The 20,030-nt window shown below is 47.5% G+C and carries 14 protein-coding genes; 6 read left to right on the top strand and 8 right to left on the bottom strand.

Features of this window, described 5'->3' with window-relative positions; genetic code table 11:
• Positions 1 to 130: 130 nt before the first annotated feature.
• Positions 131 to 721, bottom strand: coding sequence for an FxsA family protein (locus KXJ80_RS20515; protein ID WP_047539805.1), 591 nt, complete (start codon positions 719 to 721; stop codon positions 131 to 133).
• Between the two features lie 222 nt (positions 722 to 943).
• Here KXJ80_RS20515 and cutA point away from each other — a divergent pair, with 222 nt between their 5' ends.
• From cutA to KXJ80_RS20540, 5 genes are all read left to right on the top strand, one after another.
• Positions 944 to 1,267: a divalent-cation tolerance protein CutA gene (gene cutA, locus KXJ80_RS20520; RefSeq protein WP_037414243.1), complete on the top strand. Its 324-nt coding sequence runs from the start codon at positions 944 to 946 to the stop codon at positions 1,265 to 1,267.
• Complete coding sequence (locus KXJ80_RS20525; RefSeq protein ID WP_037414246.1) at positions 1,264 to 3,105, top strand: protein-disulfide reductase DsbD; 1,842 nt, start codon at positions 1,264 to 1,266, stop codon at positions 3,103 to 3,105. Before cutA ends, KXJ80_RS20525 begins: the two co-directional genes overlap by 4 nt.
• A gap of 151 nt (positions 3,106 to 3,256) precedes the next feature.
• Complete coding sequence (locus KXJ80_RS20530) at positions 3,257 to 4,897, top strand: cation:proton antiporter domain-containing protein (RefSeq protein WP_037414248.1); 1,641 nt, start codon at positions 3,257 to 3,259, stop codon at positions 4,895 to 4,897.
• 298 nt (positions 4,898 to 5,195) lie between these two features.
• On the top strand, positions 5,196 to 6,341 hold the full coding sequence (gene galK / locus KXJ80_RS20535) for a galactokinase (RefSeq protein WP_218737478.1): 1,146 nt from the start codon (positions 5,196 to 5,198) through the stop codon (positions 6,339 to 6,341).
• A gap of 140 nt (positions 6,342 to 6,481) precedes the next feature.
• A complete protein-coding gene (locus KXJ80_RS20540) occupies positions 6,482 to 7,513 on the top strand; it encodes an aldose epimerase family protein (protein WP_218677914.1) in 1,032 nt (343 codons plus the stop codon).
• Positions 7,514 to 7,614: 101 nt separating this feature from the next.
• Here the strand turns inward: KXJ80_RS20540 and KXJ80_RS20545 are convergent, their stop codons facing one another.
• Both KXJ80_RS20545 and KXJ80_RS20550 read right to left on the bottom strand, forming a co-directional pair.
• Positions 7,615 to 8,019 (bottom strand): hypothetical protein, encoded by a 405-nt coding sequence (locus KXJ80_RS20545; RefSeq protein WP_037414254.1) that lies wholly within the window; start codon positions 8,017 to 8,019, stop codon positions 7,615 to 7,617.
• 321 nt (positions 8,020 to 8,340) lie between these two features.
• Complete coding sequence (locus KXJ80_RS20550; protein ID WP_218737479.1) at positions 8,341 to 9,339, bottom strand: NAD(P)H-quinone oxidoreductase; 999 nt, start codon at positions 9,337 to 9,339, stop codon at positions 8,341 to 8,343.
• A gap of 448 nt (positions 9,340 to 9,787) precedes the next feature.
• On the opposite strand from KXJ80_RS20550, the gene KXJ80_RS20555 reads away from it, so the two are divergent.
• On the top strand, positions 9,788 to 12,880 hold the full coding sequence (locus KXJ80_RS20555) for a M9 family metallopeptidase (protein WP_069453611.1): 3,093 nt from the start codon (positions 9,788 to 9,790) through the stop codon (positions 12,878 to 12,880).
• Between the two features lie 357 nt (positions 12,881 to 13,237).
• On the opposite strand, the gene KXJ80_RS20560 is transcribed toward KXJ80_RS20555, so the two are convergent.
• From KXJ80_RS20560 to hrpB, 5 genes are all read right to left on the bottom strand, one after another.
• Entirely contained in the window at positions 13,238 to 13,519 is a 282-nt protein-coding gene (locus tag KXJ80_RS20560) for a hypothetical protein (RefSeq protein WP_037427031.1), read from the bottom strand.
• A 529-nt stretch (positions 13,520 to 14,048) separates the two neighbouring features.
• Complete coding sequence (locus tag KXJ80_RS20565; RefSeq protein WP_037414133.1) at positions 14,049 to 14,486, bottom strand: hypothetical protein; 438 nt, start codon at positions 14,484 to 14,486, stop codon at positions 14,049 to 14,051.
• A 170-nt stretch (positions 14,487 to 14,656) separates the two neighbouring features.
• The gene (locus KXJ80_RS20570; protein ID WP_011070961.1) at positions 14,657 to 14,935 is read right to left on the bottom strand and encodes a peptidylprolyl isomerase; all 279 of its coding nucleotides are present in this window, start codon (positions 14,933 to 14,935) and stop codon (positions 14,657 to 14,659) included.
• A 77-nt stretch (positions 14,936 to 15,012) separates the two neighbouring features.
• On the bottom strand, positions 15,013 to 17,319 hold the full coding sequence (mrcB, locus tag KXJ80_RS20575; protein WP_218737480.1) for a penicillin-binding protein 1B: 2,307 nt from the start codon (positions 17,317 to 17,319) through the stop codon (positions 15,013 to 15,015).
• A 77-nt stretch (positions 17,320 to 17,396) separates the two neighbouring features.
• Positions 17,397 to 19,904: an ATP-dependent helicase HrpB gene (hrpB, locus tag KXJ80_RS20580; RefSeq protein ID WP_069453612.1), complete on the bottom strand. Its 2,508-nt coding sequence runs from the start codon at positions 19,902 to 19,904 to the stop codon at positions 17,397 to 17,399.
• Between the last annotated feature and the right edge of the window lie 126 nt (positions 19,905 to 20,030).

A 20,030-nucleotide genomic window follows, 5' to 3' on the forward strand; every position in this document is an offset into this window, starting at 1 on the left:
CCGGCGTGGCCGATCGATGCTGCTTATCAGCATCGATTGGCCTTTTCATATTGGGATGTCGAAGAATAGCGGCTAACCCCGATAACTTGAGGCTTTACACAGAGGAAAGAAAGTCGAGCTGAAAAGCGGATTACGCCTTTGGATCTTTGGGTTGCTCGTCTTTATCCACCAATTGATGGCTTTCAGGACGTTTATCGCTAGGGTCGGCCTTATGTTCAAAGTCGCCTTCGTACACATTGCCATCGGCATGTTTATTTTGCTCAAAGGGAGGTTGCTCGAAAGGATTTGTTTGTGAGCCAGAATGAGAGCCAAAGGGACCCGCACCAAAACCGCCGTGCATACCGCCTTGTAAACCCGACACCACTCGCAGTTGCATACGTTTAAACACTAAGGCTGCTATCGGACGACGGGTTAAAGGAGTGAGCAACAATAAACCAATAAAATCAGTCACAAATCCAGGAATAACCAACAATACCCCTGCCATGGCTAGCATCATACCTTCGACAATTTCTTGCCCTGGCGCCTCACCTCGCGCGAGTTTTTGCTGCACTTGCATTAGAGTACTTAATCCTTGACTGCGTACTAAAGATACGCCCAATACAGCGGTAAATAATACAAGGCCAATAGTGGTCCAAGTACCCAGCACTTCACCCACACGGATTAACACTGATAGCTCAACAACTGGGATCAGCACAAATAATAAAAATAGGATTAAAAACATACCGACCTCAGATTTATCTTGCTCGTTTGAAAACTAAATGGGGGCAATCCGGTCTTAATTCAAGTCATTAGGGCGCAGACTGCGCTAAAGCGGTGAAACTTCTGATAGTTAGCTCACTCTTTCGTTAAGCCGTTAATGTATGAGACCATAAAAACACGTAAAGTAGCTTAGCCTAATAGGCTTAAGCGAAGTTTAAGATTGTTAGGGGACGATACCCACACTATGCAACCTCAGTATTTAATGGTCAGCACTAGCTGTCCAGACGACGTTCATGCCAATCGCATCGCCCATGCGTTAGTGGAAGCGCGTATCGCGGCTTGTGTGCATATTTCAGCACCCATCCGCTCGGTCTATACGTGGGAAGGAAAAATCTGTGAAGAGCAAGAAATTAGCTTACACATTAAATGTTTACAAACACGCTATCCAGAGTTAGAACAGCTTGTGCTTAAACTTCACCCTTATCAAGTGCCTGAAATTATTGCCGTACCCGTGACTCACGGGCTACCAGCCTACTTAGATTGGATAAAAGATAACACTCAGCCATGAAAAAACTACTTAGCCTTACCTTTACTGCATTATTGCTTCTCGCGCCTCTCACTCTAAGTGGCAATGCTTTTGCGAATAACTTTGGTTTTCTAAAAAGCGAACCTGAGTTAATGCCTGTTGATCAAGCCTTTGCCTTTGATTTTAAGCAGGAAGGCAATAAGGTTACCCTTAATTGGGTGATTGCCGACGGCTACTACATGTACCGCGATAAACTCAAATTTAGTGTCAATGGCGCTGAATTAGGCACCATTGACCTACCAAAAGGCAAACCTCATAACGATGAGTATTTTGGTGAACAAGAGGTTTACTACACCTATATCGACATTCCCGTTGGCCTAAAGCAAGCGGATGAAAACAGCACCTTAAGCGTCACCTTTATGGGCTGCGCCGAGGGTAAACTCTGTTATCCACCAACCAAGCGCGATGTCAGCTTAAAAGCGGTAGCAGCTAATGATGGGCAAATCGCCTCTAGCGCAGACAGCGGCGAAAATACCAAGCCTGCCGCCACTGACACAGATGCCAAAGCAAGCAGCGCCCCTGCTAAGCCGATTACTCAGCAGGATAGCCTAAGCCAGATGTTGTCTAACGACAGTTTACTCTGGACCTTAGTGATCTTCTTCGGCTTAGGGATTGGCTTAGCGCTCACCCCTTGCGTATTCCCCATGTATCCGATTTTATCGGGCATTATTGTTGGTCAAGGGCAAAAACTGTCGACCGCCAAAGCCTTCACCCTGTCGATGGCCTATGTGCAAGGTATGGCAATCACCTACTCGATTTTAGGTTTAGTCGTCGCGTCGGCGGGGATGAAATACCAAGCGGCGCTGCAACATCCCGCGGTGCTCGTGGTATTAGCCATCCTGTTCTTTGTACTCAGTTTATCCATGTTTGGCTTGTACGATCTCAAACTGCCTTCAAGCTGGCAGGAGAAGATGAACTCCATTTCAAATAATCAAAAGGGCGGCAATCTGATTGGCGTGTTTTTGATGGGGGTAATCTCAGGATTGGTCGCCTCACCTTGCACCACGGCTCCACTTTCTGGCGCCTTAGTCTATGTGGCGCAAACCGGGGATTTATTACAAGGCTTCCTCGCGCTGTATGTGCTGAGTATGGGCATGGGCGTACCACTACTTATCATCGGCACCTCGGGTGGTAAGTTACTGCCTCGCGCGGGCGCTTGGATGAATATCATTAAAACCGTGTTTGGCTTCCTGCTGATTGCGGTATCGATTGTGATGCTTGGCCGTATTTGGACGGGCGTGGTTTCCGATGTGCTTTGGTCGCTTTGGGGCATTAGCTTCACCGGTTACCTGATGCACCAAAATAAGCTCAGCGCCTTTAACTGGAAACAAACCGTACGCTCAGTGCTACTCACCTTAACCCTGCTGGCAAGCTTCTCCTATGGCTTCCAAGCCGTGATGGGTCACTTTGGCTTTAGCCACAGTCCGGTTGCGACTGCGACAACGACTGAGCAAGCCCATGGCTTTAAACGGATAAAATCCATTGAAGATTTGGACCGCGAAATTGCCGCTGCCACGGCAGTTGGTAAGCCTGTGATGCTGGATCTCTACGCTGACTGGTGTGTGGCTTGTAAAGAGTTTGAAGCCATTACCTTTAAAGACGCCGAAGTATTAGCGCGAATGAACAAAATCGTGCTGCTGCAAGCGGATGTGACTAAGAGTGATGCTGTGGATGTCGCTCTGCTTGAAAAATACAATGTCCTCGGTTTACCGACATTATTGATGTTTAACGAGCAAGGTGAACAGCGAGAAGATTTAAGGGTAACCGGCTTTATGGGTCCCAAGGAGTTTGCAGCTCATTTAGATCACTTGGTGAAATAATCTCGACTAAACGCTAACACTCCTCTGCGGCGTTTTAGCGTAAAATCAACAAAAAGCGGACTTTTTTCATTAAAAGTCCGCTTTTTTATCGCGCTGTCATCGATTTCTTATACAATCCTTGTTTATCGTGGACTTTTTAGATTGGAGCATTATGGAACCAGCTATCCTCATTATCACCCTTATTTGCGGCATGCTCGTTAGCCGTATAGGACTGCCCCCACTCATCGGCTACTTAGTGGCGGGCTTTGTACTCTTTGTATTAGGTATTGAAAAAGAAAGCCTGCCACTGCTGCAAGAACTCGCCAATTTAGGGGTTACGCTACTGCTGTTTGCGATTGGTTTAAAACTCGATATTCGTAGCCTATTTAAGGCTGAAGTGTGGGCGGGGTCGAGTGTGCATTTGATGCTATCGATCCTAGTATTCGTCCCTATTCTCAAAATATTAGGGTTATTAGGATTATCTCAACTTACCAGTTTAGGGATTGAGCAGTTAACCTTACTGGCATTTGCGTTAAGCTTCTCCAGTACTGTTTTTGCGGTAAAGGTCTTAGAAGATAAAGGGGATATGCAATCCCTGTATGGCCGTGTTGCTATTGGTATTCTGATTATGCAGGATATTTTTGCCGTACTCTTTTTAACCATTTCTAAGGGCGATGTGCCTTCGGTGTGGGCATTTGCGTTATTGTTATTACCTCTGGCAAAACCACTGATTTATAAAGCCTTTGACCGTGTTGGCCACGGTGAATTATTAGTGCTTTTTGGATTAGTAATGGCACTGGTTGTCGGCGCTTGGTTATTTGAATCCGTTGGCTTAAAACCGGATCTCGGCGCATTAGTTATTGGTATTTTGCTCGCGGGACATAAAAAAGCCTCTGAGCTGGCTAAATCATTGTTTTATTTTAAAGAACTCTTTCTTGTCGCCTTCTTCTTAACCATTGGTCTCAATGGCTTACCCACGATTTCGGATATCGTGCTGGCTACATTATTAGTACTGTTAGTACCGCTAAAAATCCTATTGTTTGTCTATATTCTTACTCGCTTTAAATTACGTTCGCGCACCTCGATGTTAGGTTCCTTTAACCTAGGTAACTTCTCCGAGTTTGGTCTGATCGTCGCTGCGGTTGCCACCAGCAAAGGCTGGCTACCGTCACAATGGTTGGTGATTATTGCCGTGGCCTTAAGCTTTAGCTTTTTATTAGCAGCGCCGCTCAATGCTACAGTCGGAAATATTTATCAACGCTTCCAACAGCGACTCGTTAGGTTAGAAAAACGCCCATTGCACCCAGAAGATCGCCCCATTGCCATTGGTAATCCACGCTTTTTAATCCTAGGGATGGGGCGTATTGGTAGTGGAGCCTACGATGAACTGCGTGCCCGGTTCGACGGTGAGATCCTCGGGATTGAGCATAAGCAAGACTTGGTCGATTTACACCGCGCTAAAGGCCGTAATGTTGTGCAAGGGGACGCTTCCGATACCGACTTTTGGGAGAAGCTTGATAAAGCGCCCAATCTTGAATTAGTGCTGCTAGCAATGCCGCATCATGCGGGAAATCTCTTCGCCGTTGAGCAACTTAAAAAGCTGAATTATCAAGGTAAACTAAGTGCAATCGTACAATATGGTGAGGATGCTGCATCACTCAGAAGTTCTGGTGTGCATAGCGTTTACAACCTATACGAAGCGGCGGGTGCGGGTTTTGTCGACCATGTAGTTCATGAGTTATTACCAGACTCTGAAACGAAGGCAGTTGCCGAGCTAGACGATGACACCAAACAACATTCTGCCGCAGTTTAAGGCGTGTTTACGTTTGTTATCATGAATAAAACTCATCCTATTTAGGCTAAAAATGACTCAGGAAAGGGATTAACCTGAGTCATTACCTCACCCGATAAAACCTATCAAAACCACTAAAAATCAATCACCTTAACTCACTTACACACGCTCAAACATTGCGGCGTTTTTGACTATCGGTTTTCTCTGACAAGCTTATCGTCAATGCCATAGAAAATCTCAGTTACATCGCCGACTTAGTCGTGATATAAATCGAAGACAAGAACGAAATTAGCCCAGCTTTTTTGGAAGTCTTCTCAGCATGTCGAACCCTGCGCAGCGCGCCACCAAGTTATTTGTCCAAACCTTTGGCACTAAAGCCGATGATTTATATCAAGCCCCAGGTCGAGTAAATCTGATCGGCGAATACACGGATTACAACGACGGCTTTGTTTTGCCTGCCGCCATTAATTTTCATACGGTGATTGCCGTTAAACGCCGTGAAGACAACAAGTTTCGCGCCGTTGCTGATGCCTTTCCTGGGCAAATTAAAGAATGGACCTTCGGCAAAGAAACCGAAATCCATCCCGAGGACGGTTGGGTAAATTATTTAAAAGGGCTCACCGCGGCGATGGCCAACACAGGGCTCATTGCCAAGGGCTTAGATTTAGCCGTGGTAGGCGATGTACCGCTCGCAGCTGGATTATCTTCCTCTGGCGCCTTGGTCGTCGCCTTTGGTACAGCGATTAGTGACAGCAGCCAATTGCATCTCTCACCGATGGCAGTGGCACAATTAGCGCAACGTGGCGAATATCGGTACGTCGCATCGGCTTGCAGCATTATGGATCACATGGTTTGCGCGATGGGCGAGCCGGATCATGCCCTGCTCATCGACTGCCTTGACCTTGATAGCGAAGCGATTGCAATCCCTGAAAACCTCAGCCTCATTATCATTGATGCCCATATTGAGAAACAACGATTAGCGGCGATTAGCCAGCAGCGACGTGAGGAATGCGCTCAAGCTGCCGAATTTTTTGGTTTAGACGCTCTGCGCCATCTTGAACTGCGTCAGCTTGAAAGTGCCAAGGATAAATTGGATGAAACCCTTTATCGCCGCGCCAAACACGTAGTCACCGAGAATAAACGCACTCAGAGTGCTGCTCGGGCACTAGAGCAAAATAATATTTCTAAATTCAGCCTATTAATGGCTCAGTCTCATCAATCACTGCGAGATGATTTTGAGGTAACACTGCCTGAATTTGACACTTTGGTGGATATTGTTAGCCAAGTGATTGGCGAACGCGGTGGCATACGCATGACCGATGGCTGCGTGGTCGCGCTCGTCGACCATGAGCTTACCGATGCGGTAGTTTCTGCGGTCGAACAGACATTTTTCGAGCAAACAGGGATAGATGCAACCGTTTATCTCTGTTCAGCGAGTGCTGGCGCAGGGCGAATAGACAGCTAAACACTTAATCGCACCAGCTAACTCCGCCACTAATACCATACGAATTCAACCATGAATTGTGTGGTATTTGTCATTTTTAAGAAGAAAAATCAAACGGTTAAATAATCTACGGTAGGCGTTTTGACATTGAGGGAAACTAAATGGTGCGTTTCAGTGTATTAGATCCTTGGACCGATCCCCGCGGCGGCGAAATTGAACGCGTGCGGATAGACAATGGCATCATCGCCTTGGAAGTGCTCAGTTTAGGCGGCATTATTCGCGCGCTTTGGACACCCGATAAACAGGGCGAGCGCGCCAATATCGTTCTAGGCTGCGACAGTGCCGAAGATTACCTGACTCAAAATGCCCACCTTGGCGCCATTGCAGGCCGCTTTGCCAATCGTATCGCCCTTGGCAAGCTGCAATATCAGGGGCAAACCTATCAACTGGATATCAATCAGGCTAGCAACTGCTTACATGGTGGCCGCGAAGGTTTTAACAGAAAGAACTGGCACTTAGGCCCGCTTCCCGATGGAGTAAGATTAACCTTAGTGAGTCCAGATGGCGATATGGGCTTCCCCGGTAATTGCACGGTGCAATTAGACTATCGCCTTGCCGCCAATAATCTCTATGTAGAAATGCTGGCCTCCGTGGATAAATCTTGTCCGGTGAGCCTGACGCAGCACAGCTATTTTAATCTGGATGGTACGAGCAATAATTATCAGCACCAGATGCAAATCGATGCGACACGCTATTTGACGATGAATGAAGTCGGCATCCCGACAGGAATTGCTGAGGTTAAAGATAGTATTTTCGATTTAACTCAAAGTGTTACCCTTGGCGAAAAACTTCACGCTCCCGAACTAACAAGCACCCAAGGTTATGATCATTGCTATCTGATGGATAACCCCGATGGTTCACTACGCCGCTTTGGTTGTTTAAGCAGTCCTGTCAGCGGCCGCGCCATGACGGTATTTACCAATCAGCCTGGCGTACAACTCTACTGCGCTAACTTTTTAGCGGGAACCGTGGGACGAAACCAACAAAGTTTGCACCAATATCAGGGCGTGTGTATTGAACCGCAAAAGCTGCCTGACTCGCCCAATCAACCGCAATTGGGTGATGATGCCTGGTTAGTACCAGGGAAAATCTATCATCATATTAGTCGATATCAATTTGATATTGTTGACTAAAGTTGAAATGAGCATCTGTAGGAATTAAAAAGAAAGGCTGGTAAGGAATAAAGTCGTTTCATTCCTTACCTTTATCCAATGTTGCCGAAGCAAATTGGATATTAATCGTCGAAATCATCGCCCCAATCTTCATCGAAATCAGCACCAATTGCATCGGTTTCGATTTCAGGCTCAACCTCAGGTTTAGCCTTACGTACTGGGCCAGAATCCTTAACGTTGTTCAGATCAATACGAGCTTGATGCTTGCTCATAAATTGAGCGCGAGCCGCTTTCCATGCACCACTAAACTTAGCCTCAGCAGCTTTTAATGCGGCCTCATCTAAGTCGTATAGGTTCACTTTTACTATGTCTTCTACATACTCAACAATGGCATCACGGTCGGTATTGTAGAGGTAAATTCGTCCAGGGGAAGCCTCTGGCAGCTGGTTGTCGTGGACGACAATCGCATTGCCCTTCGATGTTCTCAGCTCACCATACCAAACCTGTTTCTTTGCTGTGTTATACATATATGCCAATACCCTTAAATCAACACATACACTATGAGTTTTTTAGTCTGAATAAGCGAAGCGACGCTTGCTTTGATCCACGAATAGCGCCGGAAAGTCTCTGACGTTTTCAACTGGGTATTTTTACAGAATATTTTCGATAATCAATGCCTCAAACCATGAAATTTTCACTTATTACGCATTAATTTCGGCCAAAGTCTCTAAAAAAATTTGTCACTAACGACTTTAGTCTAAAAAAACATCACATCAAGTTTTAATTATGCACCTATAACCATTAAATTATTGAAGCGATAAGAGGTTACAGCTTGTAGCTGAGTTAATTCAAAATGTTAATACCACTTTGCCCCTATGTTCGCCCGACTGCATTAATCTATGGGCCTTTGGCGCATCGTTCAATGGGTACGTTGCAAAAATATGTGGCACGATTTGCTGGCTATCAAGTAATGGCCAAACACGTTCGTGTAATTGCCTTGCGATTTCAGCTTTGGCTTCAACCGTTTGTGGTCTTAGGGTTGAACCTGTCCAGACAATTCGCTTAGCCATCAGCTGGAGAATATTAACCTCAGCTTTAGGACTACGTTGAGTTGAAACCGACACCATACGTCCATCCAACGCGAGTGCTTGCAAATTGAGGTTAATAAAATCGCCACCCGCGATATCAAATACCACATTAACGCCTTTACCCTGCGTAAAGCTCATGATTTCTTCGACAAAATTCTGAGTGTTGTAATTGACGACAAGATGGGCACCTAATCCTGAGCAATAGTCGCGCTTTTCATCCTGCCCTGTAGTCGCAATCACTTGCGCACCAAGACGATTCGCCAGCGCAATCGCCGTACTGCCAATGCCACCAGAGCCACCGTGTATCAAAACGGTTTCGCCAGCCTTTAGTCCGGCGCGCATAAACAAGTTACCCCAAACGGTAAAAAAGGTTTCAGGTAACGCGGCCGCTTGCACCATCGAAAATCCCTTTGGAATCGGCAAACAATGAGCTGCATAGGTCAAGGTGTATTCGCCATAACCGCCACCAGGGACTAAAGCACAAACCTTATCCCCCAGTTGCCATTGAGTCACGCCTTCACCTATGGCGCAAATTTCACCAGCCACTTCAAGCCCTAAAATTAACGATGCTCCGGGTGGCGGCGGATAGGCTCCAGCCCTTTGCTTGAGATCCGGCCCATTCACCCCAGCCGCACTTACTCGAATAAGAACTTGTCCGGCCCCGACAACCGGTAAGGGTGAACGGGAAAGTTGCATTACCTCAGGTGCACCGGGCTGTTCAATATGTATATGGACATAATCTTTTGGTAAATCTGACATAGCTAACTCCTTGTACAACTTTGGGATTTCGGCTTATCGCTGCAAACATAGCGGCATCATACTCAGGTTAAAACATATTAACCCAAACAATGTTGGAATGAACCTTGTTGACCGTTAGCGAGGTAACAAAAGGACCCCAGCAACTTGAATGAAACGATGCCACATTAAAACAATTGCCGTCTACATTACCAATCTTTATTAACCGCACGATAATTCAATAAAAAACACAATAAAAACATAACGATAAAAACAATGTGAAAAACTTGTAAATTTTTATCGATTTATATTGGATATTTTATGCAATTTATTTCATGATATTTCGGCGCTAACTGAATTAGACAAGCATTAAATTCAGTTGGACCAATGAGGTCCGAGGTTAATTGCTGTAATACATCGGATAACGCCCAAGGAAGATCTGCTTTGCAGATAAAATAACGATGGAAACACCATGAAACAGACGCTACTTTTCGCGGCTATTAGCTTAGCCATTACAACACCTTCGTTCGCCCATAACCATTTAGTATCAGACCAACACGCTGCAATCCCCAGTAAGTTAGCACCAATAGCTTCGCCGTCAGCGCCACTCAATTTTGATGCCAGCCATCGGCCGTTATTACCCAGTAACAGCTTGATAGCCTCCCCTAACGAGCCGACACACTCTGAGTACCTCGATGCACATTCTGCACAACAGCAGGCGTTGATCGAGAACTCTCCGAGATCAAAAGTCAGCCGCTTTGCCGCCAATGCCGACTGTAGTAACTTTGTTGGTAAATCGGGCCAAGCCCTGTTAGATGAGCTAACGCAGTCCACGCCACAGTGTGTCGGTAAGCTATTTAATCTCAAGGGAAGTGACGCAAGCAGCGTATTTAGTGAAGCGAATGTATCCACAGTTGCTAATGCGATTGCGGCCAAGGCGCCCCAATACACTGGCGTGGATAACCAAGGCATTGAGTCACATATTTACTTTGTGCGCGCCGCGCTTTATGTGCAGTTTTACAATCCTAGCGACGTACCCGCCTACAGCAGTGCGGTGAAAAACAATTTAAAATCAGCGCTTAATGCTCTCTTTACCAATAACGCCATTTGGACACTCTCCGATGCCAATGCCAGCGTGCTCAAAGAAGCACTGATCCTGATTGATTCGGCTGAACTGGGGGCAGATTTTAACTTTGTCACCCTCAAAGTGCTTAATGACTACAACAGCACATGGCAAGCCAGCTTTGCACTGAATGCGGCCGCCAATACAGTGTTTACCACCTTATTCCGCGCCCAGTGGAATCCTGACATGCAGGCACTGTTTGCCCGAGATCATGCCATTTTGGATGCGCTCAACCAGTTCCAACTTAACCATAGGGACTTACTCGGCACCAATGCTGAATATGTTTTAGTCAATGCTGTTAGAGAGTTATCTAGACTTTACTACATTGATGCCATGCGCCCTAAAGTCACCCAATTGGTCAAAAATATCTTAAATAGCACCAGCAAAAATGATCCCAGTAAAGTGCTGTGGTTTGCAGCTGCCGAGATGGCAGATTACTACGATCGCAGCAACTGCAATGCTTATCAGATCTGTGGTTTCAAGGCGCAATTAGCCGCCGATAGCTTACCGTTCAATTGGAAATGCTCCGACAGCCTCAAGATCCGCGCCCAAGATCTTTACCAAGATCAAGCCAAATGGGCATGCGGAGTATTAAGTCAGCAAGAAAGCCATTTCCACACGATACTCGAAACGGGAATGCAGGCGGTCGCACAGGATAACAATGATGATTTAGAGCTGGTAATTTTTGGCAGCTCGTCAGAATATCAATCCCTTGCCAACAGCATTTTTGGGATCAATACCAACAATGGCGGCATGTATTTAGAAGGCTCTCCCGCAGGACTTAAAAACCAAGCGCGCTTTATAGCCTATGAGGCCGAATGGCGTCGCCCAGATTTTCATGTGTGGAACTTACAGCATGAATACGTGCATTACCTTGATGGTCGCTACAACCTGTTTGGCGACTTCAGCCGCAGCGTATCCGCCAACACAATTTGGTGGATTGAAGGATTAGCGGAATATATTTCATACCGAGATGCCAACCCCGCTGCCATCGCAATGGGGGAAACGGGCGAGTATATGCTCTCAACCATCTTTAAAAACACCTATGACTCCGGCCAAGACCGCATCTACCGTTGGGGTTACCTCGCCGTACGCTTTATGTTTGAAAACCACCGCGATGATGTTCGCCAGATCCTAACCTTCCTACGCAATAACCAATATGCTGAATATCAAGCATTTATGGATTCCATTGGCACCCGTTATGACAACGAATGGCGCGGCTGGCTCACCAGCGGTTTAAGCACTACCAACAATGGTATTGTCGATAAAGGCCCAAGTGATGAACAGGCTAATGCCAGTGGTCGCGAAGGCAACTGGGCAGGCCCCGCGGGCACCATCAGCAAGGATTACTCGCCCTGCCAAGTCAGTAACGAAGCATACCGCTATAGCGAGTCAGCCAGCCTCAGTCTTGAGGTACCTATGGAGTGTATTGACGCCAAACAAGGCCGAGCCAGCTTTAGCTTTGCCAACACTGACCGCTCGGCTCAGGATATTTGGATCAAAATTGGCGGTGGTTGGGGTGATGCCGATATTTATTACGATTCAAGGGGATGGGCAAGTGCTGAAAAAAATCAGGGCTATGGCATCGGCAACGGTAATTACCAAGTGATCAAAGTGAGCCTAAACCCCAATGAACTTTGGCACTATATCACCCTAGAAGGCGATTTTGGTGGTGTTGATATGCTAGTGAGTACCACTGAGTTAGTTGCCGATACCGATCCCGATTTAGGTGATGGCGGCGATACTGGTGGTGAAGTACCCAGCAATTGCGGCGCCGCAACCATCAATTACGGCAAGCTAACCCTCGGAAAAGATGAATGCCTTAGCGGTGGCCGTAATAGCTTTTATTTCTGGGTCGATGCTGACAACAGCCAATTTAGTGTCAGCACAACCGGGGGAACAGGCGATGCCAATATTTACTTTAATGCCAATACTTGGGCAAGTGCGAGCAATGCCCAAGCCAGCAGTGTAAATCAAGGCAACAAAGAGTCCTTTAGCTTTACGGCAAACCGTGGCTGGCGATATATCACTGTTGATACCACGAGTGAATTTAGTGGCGTGAGCTTCAACCTTAAAGCCGGTGGTGGCAGTAGCGTTCCTAATCAAATTGCCAATGCCTGTGCGACTAAATCCCCAGTGAGCTATACCCAACTCACGCCGGGTGATGCCGTCTGCAGCGCCAATGGCCGTAATGACTATTACCTTTGGATTCCTGAAGGGACAAGCCAACTAGAAGTACGCTCGGCCCACGGAACTGGAGATGTCAGCCTTTACTCGGGTCGCAGCTGGGCCAATGCCCAGCAATATGAAGCCGCTTCAACAAATGCTGGCAGCACTACGGAGCAAATCAAGGTCAATAATCCCAGTGCTGGCTGGTATTACATTACGCTCCAAAGTGAAGGCCAAAGTACAGGTGTGGCCCTTCAAGTAGATTTACGTTAATCAGCCGTGCTATTGCGGTATAAGCTAAAAGCAAAAATCCCTGCTAGGCAGGGATTTTTATTATTTCAATCGGTTAGCACACTAAGGCAGCTTTAGCTTTAGCTCTAGCTTTAGCCTTGCCTCAAACTCACACTCTGCGTGGTCGATTGCTTAGTAAACCAGCCATTGTAAACCGCGATTAAAAGTAGAAATTAATCTGACACAGAATGATGAATAGTCTCAGCAGCACGATTAAGGATGGGTGACCAGATTTGCTCTGTCGATCACTCAAAACTCATAACGATTAAGCTAACGGGTGAGCAAAAGCGTAGCTTTTGCGAGTCCAGCAAATGAAGTGAGCGACAGTTGAGCGCATTGTTAGGCCTCCGTTGGCACATTTGTTATTGATTCTATTTTGATATCTCCGTCAAATAGCTCTGCAATATATGCTGAAATGCTGTCTGAAAACTCATCTATTAGAGCAAGGCCATCAGAGTCAAAGTCATTGTCGGCTTGAAGTATGAGCCGCTCTCCGTCCCAAGTGCAGGTGACATTGCTGTGCCACGGATGGTGCTCCACGAATTCTGTGGTGATATCAATAGCTGCCTCAGCGCCGGAAGATTTAGGAACTCCATAACAGGCTAAGATGAATCTATACATGAAGGCCTAACGTCTTAGTATTTATGCGCTGCGCTGTTTGCGGGGCATAAATCGCTTGTTGGACTTGGCCTCTGCCACATCCATGTCAATTGGTATAAATGATGCTATAGGAATTTATTTTTTTGCGGTAGCGTTTTTTATACAGTTTGATGAGTAATCACTTGATATCGCTTTAGCTTTTTTATTCTGTCACGCTCAATTTCGACTGATTGTTGACCTTGGTTGGCAGCATTTGGGGCCCACATTCAACCTGACACTCACACCTTATCCCTTCATAGGTTTAACCCCAGAAAGCAGGCTACTTTTTTGCTGTCGGTTACGCAGCATCGTCTTGAGGGGATGGTTATCCTGACAGAGATATTGGCTGATTTTGGGGCAAAAACGCGTTAGCTATTTACTCTAAGTCGTTGACTTTAGCTTTAGACTTTTATGGATAACACCCACACTTTGGGGTAAGAATATGGGCCATAATCGCCAAGCCGCCCCATATTTTATCCCTGCGTTCGAAGGGAGCGACTAGATCGGATTATTAGCTTTTCGCTGGTCCCAAATAATCAAACAAGCGCTTCCTTTGCTCTTTATTTAACGCGTAGTAACTAAACTCTATATGTTCGCCGTTAGCCTCTAATAGCTGTATTTGCTTTGGATACTGCGAGGTAACTTTATAGCCACAATATGAGGCTTTATCTATCTTCTGGACTTCACCATAGGTCGAAACAAGAATGTTCTGGTCGTCTATTGTGATTGAAAATGAATCAACTTTTGAATTCCCAGTGTTGAAGAGGAGTAACCATAGGGGAATGAGAATATTCACAGCCAGAAAAACAATAAACATCAGCAAAAAAGTATATCGATCTGTGTCTGAACCAACGATGGTGAGTAACCCTAATTGTGGGAGGAGTAGTGTTAACGCAGTCTTATAGAGCCTGTCGAGAATGCTCTGCAAATTTGTTTGTTTTAAATCCATTTATACATACCAGAAGCTAGCGCCTTATTCGTGCATATGCGCGTTTATCTCGTGAGAACACAGGAAACGCGCACTGTGAACTATTTTTGAAAATAAGCGTTTAGATTGGTGTTGAGATGCAGCTTAATGCGTCGATAGGTCAGCTTATTTACTCAATCAACGCAACCTGATTAAGTGCGATACAGCACCTTAACCACATGCCAGCCAAACTTGGTTTTAACGAGATGTGGCACCAGTAGCTCACCGGAAAAAGCGACTTTATCGAACTGCGGCACCATTTGCCCACGCTTAAACTCACCGAGATCGCCGCCCTTTTTCGCTGAGGGACATGAGGAATAACGTTTCGCTAAGGCGCCAAAATTAGCACCGTTATTCAATTGCTTAATAATATCTTCCGCCTGCTCTTTGTGTTTAACAAGGATATGCACTGCGGCTGCGGTTTTAAACATCTTGCACTCTCTTTATCAAAAACAGCGGTGCAATTAAGTTGCACCGCCGTTATATCTTTGCCTATGAAAAATAAGTATTACTGACCCAAAATCTTCTGCCACCACTGCAACGGCTCGCCGCAGTTTTTAGCTGGATTATAAGTGCCTCTCAGGGCGGGTAATGCCTCAGTATTACTGCATCCCGCTTCCTTGGCTTCACCCGTATCTCGGTCAAAATAGCCTTGGATCACACCCGATGGCGGAATAGAACGCAGCCCAATGGGTGGACGCTCCTTCAAGAAGGCTTGGTATACCGCCATCGCACCGCTGCTACCATAAAGAGTGGTTTTACCATTATCGTCGCGACCGACCCAAATCGCAGCCACGTTACGCTCATCAAAACCGGCGAACCAAGAATCACGGCTATCGTTACTGGTACCAGTTTTACCCGCCAGCGCCACACCGGGGAAGGCATTGCCTAAGCGCGTTGCCGTACCCGAGCGCACCACTTGCTGCATGGCATATTGCACCAAAAAGTCGGTATCTGGCGTAATCGCTTGCTCTTTGGCTGAACGCGTTACGGGTAAAGGCTGATTATCACTATCGAGCACGGCGGTGACTGTGGTGAGTTTACGGTAAGCGCCGCTATCGGCGAGGGTTTGATAAACCTGCGCCACCATTAAGGGCGAGCCATTCACCGCGCCCAGTAGCATCGATGGATATTCGTTTAGCGGTTCTTCCCAACCCGATTTGGCCAGCGTAGTTGCCACCGCATCGACCCCAACGGCAATACCGAGGTTGACCGTCGGCACGTTCATCGATTTTTTCAGCGCCGTTAACAAGGAAACTTGGCCGCTAAAGGTCTTATCAAAGTTCTGCGGTGACCAGGTTTTGCCTTGCTCATTCTTTAGGGTAATCGGCTGATCTTTAAGTGGCGTGGCCAAAGTAAATTGACTATTTGGTGCCAAAGCGGTGGCGTACACAAATGGCTTGATAAGCGAGCCAATCGGTCTGCGGATCTCCACTGCGCGGTTATAACCGTCAAAGCCCGGCGTTTTATCACCCACCATAGCCGCGATACCGCCAGTGTATTTGTCGGTGACCACCATACCAATCTGCAACGACTTATTGCCCTTATCTAAGCTCTTAAAGGTTTGAGTCACGGCAATTTCGGCGGCCTCCTGCGCCATTGGATCGAGTGTGGTATAAATCTTCACCCCAGATTGTTTTAATAACGCATCGCCGTAGCGCTCATTAACCTCTTGTTTAACCAAGGCATAAAACGCAGGTAATTTTTGATGCACAGGCTTATTGGCATTACGCAAACCTAAGGGCGACTCCACCGCCACCTTGTATTGCGCGGTAGTCAGCTCGCCCGACTCCATCAATAACCGCAGCACTAAATCGCGGCGCTCTAAGCTGCGCTCTGGGTAGCGCCATGGGTTGTAGTAAGATGGCCCCTTAATCGCCGCCACTAAAAAGGCTTGCTGCGCCGTGGTTAACTCACCGATGGGACGACCAAAATAGAATTGCGAAGCCAGCCCCATACCATGCACGGCACGGGATTTATCTTGCCCCATATACACTTCGTTGAGATAAGCCTCGAGAATTTCTTCCTTGCTGTAACGAAAATCAATAATTACCGCCATTAAGGCTTCGCGAACCTTACGCAACAATGAGCGCTCGCTTGAAAGAAAGAAGTTTTTCGCCAACTGCTGGGTCAGTGTCGAACCGCCCTGCACGGTACGCCCTGCGCTGATATTTACAAAAGCAGCACGCAGAATCGCGAAGGGGTTCACCCCGTGGTGCTCGTAAAAACTGCGGTCTTCCACCAGCAATAGTGCCTGCACAATATGTTTGGGCATATCTTCGGTAGAGACAAAGAGCCTGTCTTCGCCATCGCCGGTGATCATGCGGTCAAGTAAAACGGGTTCTAAATGGAATACCGCTAACTGGCGCTTATCCTCCATTCGGGCAATAGAGCTGACGCCTTCGCTATCGAAGGTGATCATCACTCGCTGTTCTGGCTGATCGCCTTCGGGATGTAAAAAGGGTCGACGCCATAATTCGATTTTGGTGCTCGATGCCGAAAACTCGCCTACCTCGCGGGGGTTCGCCACTTTGCGATAGCCAAGTAGTTTTAACTCGGCCATCAACTGTGGATGACTCACCGCTGCTCCTGGGTATAAGGCCATGGAACGGCTAAAAACTTGTGCAGGTAAATGCCATTTTTGCCCTTCAAACTTACGGGCGATAATTTGGTCGAGGTAAATACCGTAGAAGGTCACAACGGCGAGGCCGATTAAGGCGAGCTTCCAGGTGAGCGACCAAATTTGCCCAAATAGGCCACGGCTTCGCTTCGCTTTACGTTGGGCTGGCGCTTTTTTTGTCGTATGAGTTGTCATATCTACTTCATCATTTATGCGTTAACGGCATCAGTCACAGGCACAACACAAGGTTGTAAATCAAAGCAGTCTAAAGGCTATGACTGAGATAAACCTAAGGTTTTCTTCTTGGTATATTTTGTCGGTAGCGTATTGGCAGGGTCGTCCGGCCACAGGTGTTTAGGGTAACGCCCACGCATTTCTTTTTTCACTTCAACATAGGGCCCTTGCCAAAAACTGGCGAGATCTGCCGTCAGTGCCAAAGGGCGCTGCGCCGGAGACAGCAACTCCATCGTCACCTTCAGCTTACCTTGGGCTAGTAGCGGGCTGTCAGCCATACCAAAGGTTTCCTGCAAGCGAACCCGCAGTAAGGCGCGACCCGAAGTCTCGTAAACTATGGGCGCGAAAGTGCCCGTGGCTAAAGGCCATGAGGTCGGCAACAGTGAATCAAGCGCCTGCTGCTGCGACCAACTCAATTGATTCATCACTAAACTAAAGCAATCGAGTTTTTGTAATTGCGGCAGATTATTCACATTTTCAAGGTAAGGCGCCAGCCATGTTTCAAGGTTTGCCAGCAGCGCGGCATCGCTCATATCCGGCCAATCAGCATTCGGATCTAACTCACGCGCTAAATGCAATCGCGCTTGAAACTGCGCTAAGTTAGCGTTCCAATTAAGAATTTGTAAGCCTTGCTGACGGATATAACTCACTAATGCCGCCACAATTTGGCCGCGATTCGGATTAGGGATAGCCTCTGATTTCAATAAAATCTGCCCGACTTTTGCTTGCCGCTCAGCAACAGCGCGACCTTTGGTTTCATCCCAACCGCACAGCTCATGAGTATCAACCAAGTCGACCAACTCATGCTCAAATAGGCTCGGTTGTAACGGACAAGCTAAATAGATCCGCCCAGCATTTTTACCTTCGGTTTCTTGAAAATCAGCCACCACCAGCCAAGGCGTTTGCGCTAAGGCATCTTCGGCGTTGAGCACCACACCCGTTCCATTGGCCAATTGATAACCCTCAACGCCACGGGATTTGGCAATGCGGTCGGGATACGCCAGCGCCAACAGCAAACCAACATCCTGATGATGGGCATGGGAAGCGATGGCCACTAAATCGGCCTGAGAGAATTGCTTATCTAGCGCCAGCTTTTTAAGCCATTGCTTGGCCTGCTGCCCCGCACTGCCTTGGGTGGCAAAATGCAAGTAATTCATGATATCTGCGCCTTTGCGTGGCAATCCCCGCGCCTCTAAAATGCCCGCGAGCAGGCAGGCCAAGGCCGCAAGTTCTGTAGAATGGGATTTAGCAGCTAATAACATGTGCGCGAGGCGCGGATGACAGCCCAGCTCATAGGCGGCTTTACCATGCTGAGTGAGTTTGTTTTGCCCATCGACCACACCTAAGTGCTGCAGCAGTTGCCACGCCAGCGCTTCGTTCACGCTCGGCGGCGCTGTCAATAACAGCAAATCGCTGAAGGATTTTGCGCCCCAATAGGCACAGTCATGGGCCATTGAGACTAAGTCGGCTTGGCTGATTTCGGGCTCATCGGCTTTGAGCAGACGTTGATGCTCTTCTTGGCCCCATAATCGAATACACACGCCCGCCGCTAAACGGCCAGCGCGACCAGCACGTTGGGTTGCCGAAGCTTGGCTAATACGTTTAAGGCTTAAGCGCGTGACCCCAGTTTTAGGGTTAAAACTCGCTTGGCGTTTATAGCCACTATCGATAACCAGCCCAATGCCTTCAATGGTGAGGCTCGACTCGGCAACGTTGGTGGAGAGCACTATTTTGCGCCTGCCACTATCGTCTGCCTTAATCGCCCTATCCTGTTCCTGCGCAGACAACTCGCCATAAAGCGGACAAATTGCCACACGGTTGCTATCGAGGCGCTCCGCCAAATACTGCGCCACCCTGAGGATTTCCGCCTTACCGGGTAAAAACACCAGTATATCCTGCGGGCCACTATCCGTTATTGAGGTAGCACTATCGAGCACGGTGCGACTCAAATGATCGAGCCAATGCTGCTGGCCCGCGACAGCACGGTAGATGATTTCAACCGGAAAACTGCGCCCTTCACTCTTGAGCAGGGCTGCGTTTGGCATTAACTCACTGAGCGCAAGGCCAGATAAGGTTGCCGACATGGCGAGGATTTTTAAGTCATCCCGCAGTGAGCTTTGCACTTCGAGAGCGAGGGCTAAACCAAGATCTGTGGTCAAATGCCGCTCGTGGATCTCATCGAAAATGATCATATCGATCCCGGTCAATTCAGGATCTTGCTGGATCATTCGGGTTAATATCCCTTCGGTAACGATCTCAAGCCGAGTCTCACCACTGACCTTTGACTCACCGCGCACCCTAAAACCGACCTCTTGCCCTACCGCCTGTTGCCGACAACTGGCAATAAATTGCGCCACACTGCGGGCGGCCACACGTCGAGGTTCCAGCATTAAAATCCGCCCAGAAACCTCAGCCCAATCCAAGATAGCTAAAGGCAAGGCGGTGGATTTACCCGCGCCTGTGGGTGCCTCGAGGATCACTTGGGCATGCGTTGCAAAGGCATCACGCAGGGATGGCAGTAAGGAATGAATAGGTAGATTGTTCAATGCAACAGTATCAACAGGGAAAAATAATGTGGCAGTTTAACATAGGCCTTAGGCAGTGTCCCTCCCGCAGCCTCTGCTTTGATATGTCGCAGTTTGGCATTGGCTTGCTAAAAATAGCATCGCCCC

It is taken from the genome of Shewanella xiamenensis (genome assembly GCF_024971755.1).
Lineage (GTDB): Bacteria > Pseudomonadota > Gammaproteobacteria > Enterobacterales > Shewanellaceae > Shewanella > Shewanella xiamenensis.

Coding starts and splice junctions, on each gene's coding strand:
- KXJ80_RS20565 (WP_037414133.1), bottom strand. CDS start 14,486: ATGGATTTAAAACAAACAAATTTGCAGAGCATTCTCGACAGGCTCTAT.
- KXJ80_RS20570 (WP_011070961.1), bottom strand. CDS start 14,935: ATGTTTAAAACCGCAGCCGCAGTGCATATCCTTGTTAAACACAAAGAG.
- mrcB (WP_218737480.1), bottom strand. CDS start 17,319: ATGACAACTCATACGACAAAAAAAGCGCCAGCCCAACGTAAAGCGAAG.
- KXJ80_RS20545 (WP_037414254.1), bottom strand. CDS start 8,019: ATGTATAACACAGCAAAGAAACAGGTTTGGTATGGTGAGCTGAGAACA.
- galK (WP_218737478.1), top strand. CDS start 5,196: ATGTCGAACCCTGCGCAGCGCGCCACCAAGTTATTTGTCCAAACCTTT.
- KXJ80_RS20560 (WP_037427031.1), bottom strand. CDS start 13,519: ATGTATAGATTCATCTTAGCCTGTTATGGAGTTCCTAAATCTTCCGGC.
- KXJ80_RS20550 (WP_218737479.1), bottom strand. CDS start 9,339: ATGTCAGATTTACCAAAAGATTATGTCCATATACATATTGAACAGCCC.
- cutA (WP_037414243.1), top strand. CDS start 944: ATGCAACCTCAGTATTTAATGGTCAGCACTAGCTGTCCAGACGACGTT.
- KXJ80_RS20525 (WP_037414246.1), top strand. CDS start 1,264: ATGAAAAAACTACTTAGCCTTACCTTTACTGCATTATTGCTTCTCGCG.
- KXJ80_RS20515 (WP_047539805.1), bottom strand. CDS start 721: ATGTTTTTAATCCTATTTTTATTATTTGTGCTGATCCCAGTTGTTGAG.
- KXJ80_RS20530 (WP_037414248.1), top strand. CDS start 3,257: ATGGAACCAGCTATCCTCATTATCACCCTTATTTGCGGCATGCTCGTT.
- KXJ80_RS20540 (WP_218677914.1), top strand. CDS start 6,482: ATGGTGCGTTTCAGTGTATTAGATCCTTGGACCGATCCCCGCGGCGGC.
- KXJ80_RS20555 (WP_069453611.1), top strand. CDS start 9,788: ATGAAACAGACGCTACTTTTCGCGGCTATTAGCTTAGCCATTACAACA.